This is a genomic window from Photobacterium sp. CCB-ST2H9 (assembly GCF_023151555.2).
In the GTDB taxonomy this organism is placed as follows: domain Bacteria; phylum Pseudomonadota; class Gammaproteobacteria; order Enterobacterales; family Vibrionaceae; genus Photobacterium.
Genome location: NZ_CP100425.1, coordinates 2,313,335 through 2,325,878, shown reverse-complemented (window position 1 = coordinate 2,325,878; position 12,544 = coordinate 2,313,335). Strand labels below are relative to the sequence as shown.

The 12,544-nt window shown below is 46.9% G+C and carries 7 protein-coding genes and 1 tRNA gene; 6 read left to right on the top strand and 2 right to left on the bottom strand.

Features of this window, described 5'->3' with window-relative positions; all coding sequences use genetic code 11:
* Positions 1 to 89 precede the first annotated feature (89 nt).
* Positions 90 to 1,151, top strand: coding sequence for a quinolinate synthase NadA (gene nadA, locus L4174_RS10805; RefSeq protein WP_248140822.1), 1,062 nt, complete (start codon positions 90 to 92; stop codon positions 1,149 to 1,151).
* Between the two features lie 105 nt (positions 1,152 to 1,256).
* Here the strand turns inward: nadA and L4174_RS10800 are convergent, their stop codons facing one another.
* Positions 1,257 to 1,835, bottom strand: coding sequence for a UPF0149 family protein (locus tag L4174_RS10800; RefSeq protein WP_248140820.1), 579 nt, complete (start codon positions 1,833 to 1,835; stop codon positions 1,257 to 1,259).
* Positions 1,836 to 2,079: 244 nt separating this feature from the next.
* Here L4174_RS10800 and L4174_RS10795 point away from each other — a divergent pair.
* Positions 2,080 to 2,167: transfer RNA gene (locus L4174_RS10795), tRNA-Ser, on the top strand.
* Positions 2,168 to 2,410: 243 nt separating this feature from the next.
* On the opposite strand, the gene L4174_RS10790 is transcribed toward L4174_RS10795, so the two are convergent.
* Entirely contained in the window at positions 2,411 to 5,413 is a 3,003-nt protein-coding gene (locus L4174_RS10790; RefSeq protein ID WP_248140818.1) for a tetratricopeptide repeat protein, read from the bottom strand.
* 399 nt (positions 5,414 to 5,812) lie between these two features.
* On the opposite strand from L4174_RS10790, the gene L4174_RS10785 reads away from it, so the two are divergent.
* The 4 genes from L4174_RS10785 (at position 5,813) to L4174_RS10770 (ending at position 11,977) form a co-directional block, all read left to right on the top strand.
* A complete protein-coding gene (locus tag L4174_RS10785; protein ID WP_248140816.1) occupies positions 5,813 to 8,380 on the top strand; it encodes a hypothetical protein in 2,568 nt (855 codons plus the stop codon).
* Between the two features lie 88 nt (positions 8,381 to 8,468).
* Positions 8,469 to 10,187 carry a toxin-antitoxin system YwqK family antitoxin gene (locus tag L4174_RS10780; RefSeq protein WP_248140814.1) on the top strand — a complete coding sequence of 573 codons (1,719 nt, stop codon included), beginning with the start codon at positions 8,469 to 8,471 and terminating at the stop codon, positions 10,185 to 10,187.
* Positions 10,168 to 10,791: a hypothetical protein gene (locus L4174_RS10775; protein WP_248140813.1), complete on the top strand. Its 624-nt coding sequence runs from the start codon at positions 10,168 to 10,170 to the stop codon at positions 10,789 to 10,791. Before L4174_RS10780 ends, L4174_RS10775 begins: the two co-directional genes overlap by 20 nt.
* 10 nt (positions 10,792 to 10,801) lie before the next feature.
* Positions 10,802 to 11,977: a toxin-antitoxin system YwqK family antitoxin gene (locus L4174_RS10770; protein WP_248140811.1), complete on the top strand. Its 1,176-nt coding sequence runs from the start codon at positions 10,802 to 10,804 to the stop codon at positions 11,975 to 11,977.
* The last annotated feature ends 567 nt before the right edge of the window (positions 11,978 to 12,544 follow it).

The window sequence follows — 12,544 nt, the reverse complement described above, 5'->3', positions numbered from 1 at the left end:
CTTCATCCTTTGCGATCCGTATTGGTACTCCACTGCTAATGCAGTGTATAATGCCCGGATTGAAAGGACGAGCGATAGAGCAAGACGTAATGAGTCTGACATTTGACCCTACAGAAATGATTTACCCATTCCCGCCTAAGCCGACGCCGCTGACTGTGGACGAGCAGCAAGACTATAAAGCGAAAATTAAAGCGCTGTTGAAAGAGAAAGAAGCAGTGCTGATTGCGCATTATTATACTGACCCTGAGATTCAGGCGTTGGCTGAAGAAACCGGTGGTTTTGTTGGTGATTCTCTGGAAATGGCACGCTTTGGTAACCAGCACCCAGCGAAAACCTTAATTATTTGCGGTGTTCGCTTTATGGGGGAATCTGCCAAGATCCTGACACCAGAGAAACAGGTTCTGATGCCGACACTGGAAGCTGAATGTTCCCTGGACCTGGGCTGTCCTGAGGAAGCGTTTACCGAATTCTGCGATGCACATCCTGATCATACCGTTGTTGTTTATGCAAATACCTCAGCAGCGGTAAAAGCACGCGCGGACTGGGTCGTGACTTCAAGTATCGCCCTGGAAATTATTGAGCATCTTGATAGCGAAGGTAAGCCAATTATCTGGGGGCCGGATCGCCATCTGGGAAGCTACATCCAGAAAAAAACCGGTGCTGATATGTTGCTGTGGCAGGGGGAGTGCGTTGTTCATGACGAGTTCTCTGCCAAAGCACTGAAAGATATGAAACACTTACATCCGGATGCTGCGATTTTAGTCCACCCGGAATCCCCTGCCAGTGTGGTTGCATTAGCAGATGCTGTCGGATCGACCAGTCAGTTAATTAAAGCAGCGAAGAGCCTGCCACAGCAAAAACTGATTGTGGCCACGGATAAAGGCATCTTCTTTAAAATGCAGCAAATGGTGCCAGAGAAAGAATTGATCGAAGCACCAACAGCGGGGGCAGGTGCAACTTGCCGGAGCTGTGCACATTGTCCCTGGATGGCGATGAACGGTTTGAAAGCGATTGAAACGGCACTTCGTGAAGGCGGTGAGCAGCACGAAATTTTTGTTGATGAAGCGATTCGTCAAAAATCACTGATCCCGTTAAACCGCATGCTGGATTTCGCTGCTTCACTACAAATGCAAGTGAAAGGGAACGCCTGACAAAACAGGTACTGCTCTCATACAGAAAAAGCGGCTTAAAGCCGCTTTTTTCATCCTAACTTTTTATCATCTCAACAAGGCGAGAATCAGAGGCTCATCAAAAGATCAGGGGTTTTCATCAGTGAGTTGTTGTGCGCGTTGGGTAAGACCGCACAGCATCTGGGGCACAGCATGGTAGACTTCTTCAAATTGCGCTAATCCTTCTGCACCTTGTTCAGTGAGTGCCGCCATGGCACTTTCCGGATCGTACAGCAAACTGATGGAAAGCAGCACACCCCCTAATAAAGCATTGTCCTGACTATTTTCCGGCATGATGGTTTCCCAGTCGTCACGCGCCAGTTGCCAGCCTTGTAGCACACCCTCCGCAAATTCCCGGGTTGCTTCAGTCACCAGTTCCTTGTCATCAAGCTGACAGGCTTCAGGCCATTGCCAGGTGTTTGAAAGCAGCGTCTGTCTGGATTCATTCCAAAGCTCAACAATAGCGTTGGCATACTCTTCTAATGCTTCATGGCTGGTGAAAGGGGAGGTCTCTTCTCCGCCCCACAGATAGGCCAGCCATTCGGCCGGATCCAGCAGGTACGGGGCAGCAGCCATCGCAGTGACAAAGCCTCGGGTTTGATGCTCAGACAGTAAATGCTGACTGAGCTCAGAATTTTGCAAAATGACTGAAAGTTGTGCAGACATGATCCGTTCTCTTATCGAATGAACAGGCTTGGCGTGGCAGAGCCTGTAGCAGAATGCCGGTATTGTAGCAGGCGAAGCCGGAAGACACAGCGTTGTTCTTTTGATTGGTCCCAAAATGGGGGGATTGCGGCATGTCTGATGGAAAATTACCCACTTGATCGCCAATGTAAGAAATTGGGTTGACCTGTTATGAGAGGATCACTATAGTACGCCCCGTCGCCGAGAAACGGTGATCAAACAATTTGGTGAGGTGTCCGAGTGGCTGAAGGAGCACGCCTGGAAAGTGTGTATACGGCAACGTATCGAGGGTTCGAATCCCTCCCTCACCGCCATCTTCTGAAAAGACGTCCTAGGACGTCTTTTTTCTTATCTGAAAATTATCCAAAACTATTCGTTCAAATCTATCAGCAGTTTCGACGCCATCACATTTGTGCGATCTGAGTCGTCGCTATACCTGAATCAAACCCGAACAAATCAAGCCATCATGAAATCATGATGGCTCGAGGTTATTCACGAAACATGTATTACGCCTGCTGTGCCATCGGGTGATACCGATGGCGGACAGCAAGTGATTGCTACATTGCACGCATCATTTTCGGTTGTTTGGGATGAAACGGTCGTACAGCAAATTGATTCGAGTTGAATCGCACGGCAAAGCGTTCGCCATCAGAGCGCGTCAAAACTGTCACGAAACCATCGGTGACTTGCTCTTTGCTGATTTGAGTACAATTGAAGTTCGCCAAACTGGATGGTAATGGGTAAGGCGTATAGTACTGGCTGCCCAGGTTGTACATTGGCCAGGCAGTGAGTTTACCTTGTGCGTCAAACGACAGGGCCATCTCGTCATTTTCAATCAAGGCAAATTGCTTGATATTGTCTGGGTACGATTGTGGGTGATCGTATGAACGTTCTGACCAGCAACTGATTTTATCATTGTTGTCTCTCGTACAGTAAGCATCGATAGAGCCATTGGCCATGATGTCTTTATATGTGCCAGGAAGTTGAAGGCTTAAGTGGATGCCTTGATCTCCCCAGATATAAACACTGCCATCAGATTTGAGGGCAGCCATGCTTGTTGTTGCACTGACGATTTTGGTGACATCACTGGCAAGGGCGCGCTTTATCTTGACCTCATCATTTAAGCTTTGAAATTCATGATAGCTATGCGCTGCCGGTATAATCAGGCCACCACCATTATATGCACCGCCAAATCCAACGACTTCGCCATTGTTTAATAACAAACTGGTCGCTGAGGAACTGGCGGCAACATCTTTGATGCCATGTTTGTAAACCGCCATGACCACATCGTGCGGTGGTTGGCAAAATTGCTTGGTCCGGGAGAACAGGAGTAAGCCGTTACCTGTGGCTTTTTGCAGAGCAAATCCACAATGTGTTGGCCACACCTGTTCAATATTCGCTTTGAGATCGGGCAGCCAGTCTTCATGGGGCTGCAGGTTATCGCTAAAGGTGACGGAACCGTCAGCGTATTGTTGCAGCTTGTACTCATTGCGATATTTTTGTCTGAAGTACCGGACTGGATTTTTGCTTGTTGATCGCGAGTAGCAATAATACTCTGTCGCTTCGTTGCAATACTTGCCTTTGTCGTCAACATCAATATTGCCTGCGCCAAATTTAGCCATCCATTGCGTGGCGTCTTTGTCTCCCTGAATTTCGGCTTGGCCATACCAATGACGGGCATATGCTGCAGTAGTGAGTGTTTGCTTACTTTCAAAGAATGCCCCGATAGCTTTTTGACTCTTGATATCACCGTTAGCCGCAGCTTCCAATGCCCAGATTTGAGCTTGCCGGGGTTGATTCTGGTCATTGTAATAAGTCGCGAGTCGAAGCATGGCGGGAATATAACCTTTGCTCGCTGATTTTTTGAGCATATTCATGGCTGCCGCGAGACGATCGTTAGCGGTCTCACCATTCGTCTGGCCATCGCTGGCTAGAGTAATGATCGTGTCATGAATATTGTCGAGAATTGTGATTGCCTTGTCATAGAGGGCGGTTTTGTTCAATTCACTCAGGGCGAGTGCAAAATAATGGGCTGCTTTCTCGTTATCTTTCGGCGTGCCAAGCTCACCGCTATAGAGGCGATATAAGTGGTAATAGGTGTCCTTTCCGACCCAATCTTCTTTTTCCGCTTGCAGAGAAAAGCGCAGTGCCTGTGAATAGTCTTTTTGTTCAAAAGCATAGTTGGCAAGTTGAAAGGCAGCCCCTGGCTCACTGTCTCTTTGCATTTCATGTAATAATTTGAGTCCTTTTTCTTGATTCTCAGCCCCTGCTTTACCATCAAGATAGAGCTCGGCCAATGCAGATTTGGCGGCATATTCGCCGTAGGACATCGCGGATTGATACAGCGAAATAGCACGTTCAATATTTTTGTGACTGTCTGGGCCTTCAGCATAAATTCGCCCCATCAGGAAAAGGGCGAAAGGGTGTTCTTCGCGTACCATCTTGGCCAGTGAACGATTGATACAAGCTTGAGGGACATTGGGGAAATAAGCTTCATGACACAGCCATGCCGCTGTTACGCCTGTTGCGAGTTTCCCCCATTCTGCTGCTGCACTATCGTCGGCAGGAATCCCTTTTGAGCCGAACAGATAGGACTGGGCGAGGAGGGCGCGGGTATTCTTATAATCCTTTTGGGCTGCGATCCACAGATAGTGGCCTGCCTTTTCCGGGCTCGTTCCCGGTATTTCCCCTTGATTGTGTAAGTAAGAGACATAAGCGGCAGATTCTTCATTGCCTAATTCTGCACTGATTTCGTAAAAATGCAGGGCTTTTTCTTGATCAACGTCGCCACCTTGCCCGTTGAAGCTCAAGGAAGCAAGGGATGCTGCACTCCACGCCGAGTGTTGTTTGATGCTTTCGAGCAGGTTGCGAATTTTTGACCAATCCTGATTTTCGACGCCAATCAGATCGCTTGCTGTTTTAATCTTTGCACCATCATGACCCTGAGCGGCTGCTTTTTGCATGAGTGCCTGGCTTTTTGTGGTGTTTTTCTTAAGGTACTTGCCGGAACGATAGAGCATCGCGAGCTGGTACTGTGCCTCGGTACGGAGTGTGTCGCAGTGACTGATTGTATTGTTTGTACATTTTTCTGCGATGAGTTGATTGAGTAATGCGATTAATTTTTGCGGGACGTCTTTATTGCCACGAGAAGCTGCATGTAAGTAAATATTGAGCGCTTTTTCATAATCCTGGGGGACATATCGTCCCTGCAGATAATAATCACCTAACTCGACATAGAAGCGCTGATCGTAATAATCAGCACTGTTCATGAGCAATCTCAGTAAGGATGCCTGTCCTTTTTCTGAGCCATGCTCGGCAGCAAGCCGGTACCATTCTATGGCTTTCGTCCGGTCTTTTGAGGTAAAACGTGCATTTTCATACAAGGTTCCGAGATAGTACTGCAGTTCAGGATCGCCACTGTTGGCGTCATCAATGAGCTGACTCATGTACTTGTCACGGGCTTCACCTTTTAACAGGACATCATATTGAGTTGGGGTAGGCACACTGCTACAGGCATTGAGGAAGAGGCCCATTACGCAGGCGAGAGACGCTTTTTTCACCGTAAGTCACCGAAAAATAGAATTTTAATCAAGAGAGTATTGTAAGCGGACAAGATAACGACACTTTTCACAAGTGTCGAAAAGCGCTGGCTTGTCTAAAGCAAAATCCAAGTCTATTTCGCTATCCCAACCGGTTTACTTACCTTGGCTCAATGGTATTGAGCGACGATGGTATGGGTTTTATGAAATAATCATCATAACCATAAGTTCAGGCATTTTAGGATGTTATCTGGGGTGAATGTTTGTTTTCCCCATATAAAATATGGACTTGCCCATCAAGCTTATGGCAGAGTTCTGTTGCATACTCAGATTCTATCTAACAGTTTTCATTGCTGTTTTCCTCTGATTTAGCGCACGAAAGTCAATCATCCTTCGTTGTTTATTCCTTAAGGTGAAATTATGTTTCCCCATCATCTCAGTGCAATATGCAGATGTATTGCTTTGTCGCTGCCACTTCTTGCGCCTGTCAGTGCAAGTGAAACCATGCCGCAAAACGATGCGCAACGCTGGCAAGCCTTTGCTGAACTTTATCAGAATTCACCAGAGGATTTGATTGCACAAAGAAAGTTGCTGATGTCAATCGAGCAGCATCATCACCTGAGCGCGGCTATGTTGGGTCGAATGCTGGTGAATGGAGAGGGTGGGGAGGCTAACCCAGCCAAGGGATTATCGCTTTTTGAGCTATCTGCGCAATTAGGGGACGCGCAAAGTGCCTATTATGCATTCCTTGGCCACAACAACTTCTGGAGTGAAGACAGTGATCCCAATCTGTCAGCCCCTTATTTGTGGCAAGCGGCCAGTCAGGGCGTCAATGATAGTCAGGACTATCTGGTCAGCGGCTATTTGTATGGCATGTATGGATTACCACATTCACCAGAAGCAGCTCGTAGTTGGGCTTATGCCAGTAACAGTGAGATTTCTGAGGCCAAGATGCTTGAAGTGTGCGCGTCTTTTGACCCGATTTTGCTGGATCAGGCATGTATTAAACCGGTCATGAACAGTGCAGAGAAGACAGGTGACGCTTTTGCTCATTATCGCATGGGCTATGTGATGCAATATGGCTTAGAGCGGGGGCAAGATGCTGACCAGGGTAAGGCAGAAGCACACTTTCAAGCGGCATTGGCAAAGTACCCACTCGCGGTAGAAGCACTTTATTCGTTATACACAAATCCCGAAGTACATAAATTATACGACCCACAACGCGCATTGGATTTGCTCAACCAAGCGATTCAGGATGAAAACCCGTATGCGATGGATTTGCGGGGTCAATGGCATCTGAAGTTTGGTGAACCGGAACAGGCGATTTCGTCGTTTACGAAAGCAGAGCAGTCAGGCTATTGCGGTGAAACTTGCCTGTTTCAGCTGGCGACACATCAGCAAGGGGAACAGGCTGTATCGAACTTGCAGCAAGCTGCTGTGCTGGGCAGCAGTCAGGCGAAATACCAGCTGGCACTCAAAGCGTGGGAAGAAGAACTACCGAAAACGGCCAGTGATGTCTATAAGTATCAACGGGTTCAGAACGGCATTTTGATGCCGAAGCATCTGAAATATGGGTACAACGACTCTGCAAAACAATTGTGGTTTGATGCAGCCTGGCCGGCAGAAGCGTTAACGACGGAGGAAACGGTGGTTCGTCGCCATGCATGTCCCGAACCGGAATCGGATGCATTCGTTCAGATGCACCAGGCAGCCGTTGGTGGTGCTGTTGAAGCAACCCGTTTTTTGGAGCGCTACTACCGACAAAAAAAACAGACAGCATGCGCCAATGTCTGGTTGAGAGAGTCTGCAGCATTGGGGGATCCAATCTCGCAAATACGAACCGGTGAGCTGTATTGGAGACGCGGTTCGACTCACGATCTCAAGAATTATTGGTATCGTAAAGCTGACGAAAACCTTGTATCGGGCTATGGCTATGCAGGTTCGTACGTTGGGTTGAGTGAAGATCGTCAGGGCCTGATGCCAGGACACGCCAATGGGAACTCCAATCACCTTGGAGGCTGGCGGAAGGATGTTGTCTATCGGTTTGATGATGGCGGGATCAGTCTTCCATCCCGGCTTGTGCCGCCTTCAGTTTCCGCAGAGAAATTAAGGGTTAATATTACGCAGATCTGGCCGACGCATTGCGGTTATCTTGCTGAGCGTGCGACCGGAGAGCTGCTGTTTCTGGGAGATGTAAAAAAGGGGCTGTGCTATCCCGCTCTAACCGACAGGCAACGTATGGAGCAAGTTGGTGTTGAAAGCCTGGTGCATAATATTGGTGCCAGTGCTGTCTTGTTGCGGGATGGCAGTGTCATGGCCTGGGGATCAGAGGCCGCAAGTGGCGTGGTCATTCAGAGCAGCCTTTCCATGTTTAGTGATTCACAATACAAGACGCTTGAAGAAGAGTTGGCGACACATGATGTGCTGAAGCAAGGGGTGGTACAACTTGCGGCGACCCAAGGGGCTTTTTTTGCTTTAAAAGAAGATGGCAGTGTCTATACCTGGGGGATGTATACCGGAGATTGGGATAACCGAATCACAGGGAAGTATCAAAGTATCAGTGCGGACCCAGGTATCCCAATACTGATTCTGCTCACAGATGATGGTCGTGTCGAGTTTTTGGATGAGCATTCCGCACCATCCACCCGCACACAAATCACAATCAATCAAGCTCAGATCATCGTGCCGAAGGGCGCTGGGGCTGCCTGGACTGTTTTCGCGATTGATGCAGAAGGCCATATGCAAGAGTTTGCCATGATCAAACCTGACTCCTCAAAAGAACGGCCTTTGTTCAAAGAAAAGTGGAAACGGTTTGGTCAACGTTACGACAAGTCTAAGTATTACACCGTGGCAGAAACACGCGATGGCAAAATTTTTGAATTTGTTGAACCGATCAATTCAAGAAATCAGCATCATGCATCGGATATTTACCCCCATTGGCGGATAAGACGCCTGGTATCAGATACGCCGTATATTGAGTGGTTTTGAGCCATTCGCTCAGTATTACTACCTTCGGCACCTGATTCGGTGGGCCGCGGTTTTTCAACCGCCTTGCAATCAATCAAAGGATAATTGAATGAATGTTTTGAGGGTATTGACCCTTTCCTTGTTAATTCCGCTGTCTGTGAGCGCGGCAGAGTTGAAAAAATACCATCGACAAGATGGCAGCCTTTGGCAAACCATTGAGATGCAAGACGGACAGAAGCATGGCTGGCATCGTACCTATTACAGAGACGGGCAGCTGAAAAGCGAAATCCCCTATCTCAATGGGAAACGGCATGGGACTGGCACGTTGTTTAAAACCAACGGTGATCTGGCTCGTCAAATAACTTATGCAGACGGGGCGTTCCATGGTCTTTTCACTGATTTCTATGACGAGAATGCGATCCGAAACCAGACGCAATATCAGCATGGCAAAAAACAGGGTTGGGACAGAATCTACCCCAAACCAGAACGTTACTATGAGCTCAGCCCGGAACGTGTTCTGTATGAAGGGAATTACGTGGATGGCGTTCAGCATGGCTGGGAACGTGCTTTTATTGCGCCGAGTTACTCTGATCACGAGGGTTTAGGGCGCTTGCTGTATGAGCGTTATTTTGAAAACGGTCAAAAGCATGGCTGGGAACGACATTACGCGAAAGAGAAGCTGAAAGACGGAAGAAATAAGGATGCGCTCACGGAAGAAGTCTATTTTCAGCACGGTAAGCGTGAGGGAACCAGCTGGTCTTTTACACGAAGATATTGTACTGAGAATATCTATAAGGATGACCAGTTAAATGGCACGACCCGGCGATATGAACGTGACGACGAAGGCGAGTGTGAGCATTTAACGTCGACCACTCAGTTTGTCGGCGGGAAACGTCACGGTGAGGTTCGCAACTATGATGATGATGGTCAATTAACCTCAATTATTCGTTATCAGGAAGGCGAGAAGAATGGCATCAGTGAAGAGTTCCGTTACGGTTATCTGGCGCTGAAAACACCTTATGTTGATGGGGAGCGGCATGGTCTGGTGGAAGGGTTTGATAGTAAAGGACGTCATACTCTCAAAGCGCATTATGTGAAGGGCAAAAAGCACGGGATAGAAGAACAAATCAGCTTTGACCGACACGTTTACCAGTTGAGCCGCGTGACATATGTGGATGGTCAACGCCAGGGTGAAATGCGGGACTATCAGAAAGAAAGGGTGGATCGGCTCCTCACCTACTTGTCTGATGCAGAGAAGCGCGAATTTGACTATGAATCGCATGCTTCACTGACCGGAATATTAAATTATCAGGATGATAAGCTGCACGGTGAGCAACGTCATTTCTATGAAAATGGTGATTTGAAAGAAAAATCCCATTATGTCGAAGGAAAGCGTCATGGTGACTTTGTGGCCTACAACCAGAATGGCACATTATCTGAGCAGGCACATTACATTCATGGTCAACCGCATGGTCTGCTCGAAGCGTATGATTCTGCAGGTTTTCCAGAACGGCTCGCAAACTATGACCACGGCAAGTTTCATGGCGATGTGATTGAATTCAGTAAACGTTCTCCGGTTGTTGTCTCTGAGGCTCATTACAATCAGGGAACCTTGGTTGGTTTCAATCGGCGTTTTCATGAACGCACCGGCAAATTGCTGGTCGAGCGTGATTTAGACAATGATGTTGTTCGTTATTTTTATCCTGATGGTTCGTTACAAGCCGAAGTTCATCGTCAAGATAAGAAGGTGCTGAGTGGTGTTCATTTCGATCGCATGGGGAATCAATTGCCAATTGAGGAGAATACTTTTGAAAGACGTTATCGTTAAGTTGGCAATACTGCCTGTTTTATTCGGCAGTGTGATGCTCTCCGGTTGCTTTGACAATCGAACTGAAACTGATGCACAACCTGAGGCATCGATACCGGTTGCAAAAGAGATAGTCACGCTGGCGGCGCTGACTGAAGGAGCCCCGAAGCTGCGCGCCTGTCTGGAGAGAAATAAAATATCTCTTGACCGTTCCTCAGCATCATTGTCATCACTGACCTGTTCCATGGAACCGGTCGAACTGGCGGTGGTGAGTCAGCTGAGTGGCCTGAATGAGCTGCATTTGATGGATATGTTTCTTGAGGATGTGTCTGAACTGCAGCATTCGCGGCTGGACAATCTGATGTTGCACAATGTTGGCTTACGTGAGTTTGATATATCAGCGTTTCCCAATTTAACCAAAATCAATCTTGGTGATAATCAGCTGACCGAATTAGATCTGAACCCGGCAAAGAAATTACGCGTCGCAAGCCTGGAATACAACAATCTGAAAACCTTAGTGTTAGATGATGAAGCACATCAGGGGCTGCGTATCTACGGTCTGACAGGGCAGCCAGTTATGGAACTTGATTTACTGTTTTATGGAGAACCAGTGACTTATCACTGAGGAAATCACGATGACATTCAATAACTATGTTCACCTGGTGGCAGGTTTTTTCTTAGCGACGTATACGCTCAATATTCATGCCCGCCCTGAGTTAGGGACTGATCCTGCGCTTTATACTGTCGAAATGAAAGGTTTTACCGATAAGGTTCTCAGTAAAGAGCTGGCAAGAGTGAGACAAGGCACAGAATCTATTCGAGTCAAGGATGGTCAGCCTTTTACAGGGGAAGTGATTGACGAAGAAGGACGCCATGTCGTGTTCTATATCGATGGTCATTACTATGGCCCGATACACAGCTATGGTGGAGACCGCCTGCACAGTGTCAATCGGGGACATAATGGTGTTCCGAATGGTTGGGGCTATGAACATGCTTACGGGAATTATGGGCATTATTTCAAGGTCGACAGAGCTAAATTTGGCCGGGAAGCCCAGTTCTCAGAAGCGAATGCAGAGCTACCCATGGCGGGTAACCTGAAAAGAAGCTGGGAGTATCATTGGGGAGAGAGGGATGGTTTTCAGGCTCGCTGCTGTTATACCAACCAAACGCCGTATGTCACTGAGCACCTTTTAGTTGATGAGTACATTGGTATTGAGCGCTACTCTGTTAATGAAGATGGTACAGCCTCCTCAAATAGATTCCGTGGTCTGAATCTGCCCAAAAAAAACGCGAAATTTGACAATGCTCTGAGCGCGGTCGTTGAGACTTTCTATGACAATAAAAAACTTCAGGCAAGCATTGGTCTGAAACATGCGAATCCGCATGGTGAAACTCTGATTGCGAACAATCAGGGACATAAACTGGTTCAGGTTAACTTCGTTGATGGAGCGCGTCAGGGGGTTGAAAAGCGCTGGTATGGTCAGGTTGCTGGTTCAGATAAGCCTCAGTTGAAAACAGAACGTTACTTCGAACAAGGGCGTTATCATGGCCCGGAACGTTTCTGGAATACCGACGGAACATTGCTTGCCGAAAACCATTATGTAAACGATAAACTTACTGGGATAAGCCGTGTTTGGGGGACTGACGGCAGTCTGCTAATGGTGTCTGAATACGTGGACGGTCGGTTGCATGGCAAAGAACGATACTATATCGCAGCGACCCCAGCGCATCCGCCGCGTCAGTTGATCTTAACTTATCTGAACGGAAGGCTGACTCAGGCTCGATTGATTTCAGAAAGTGAATCGGGGTAATTGAGTTGTCCATTGATCTGAAAGCCCGCTGTGAATACAGCGGGCTTTTTTCATATTGAAATGTTGCATTCTGCATTGTCAGAAGATCATGGTCTGTTGATTGGAATTTTAGTCCGAATTGATTGTGATTAAAAAATAACCAATCCGCGTTTTTCATCAAAATGTCATGAAAGAGTGATGTTCAGGGAATGTTTCTGATACATGATTTCAACATGGCATATCAATTAAGATTTAACACAATAAAGTTTTGAAAAAATCAAAAAAGTTTATTGAATAAAACTTAATATTTCCCCAAAGTAAATAAGGGAAATATTTGCGAGTCACTATTCATTTTCATTCCGGAAATTACATTTTAATTTTCATTTCACCTGTATCCGTATATTAGTTGATACCAAAGTGTAAAGATTTTAATACATTGATATTTGTATCAACTCATTGTTTTCCATTGACTTTAGAGTTTTTGCTCTTAATAACTGTTTTGTTTGTTAATAAAGTGTTAATTATCATATACACATCCCTCCCTATTTTTTAATTATTTTGTTTGCAACAAATTGAAAAAGTACGCCA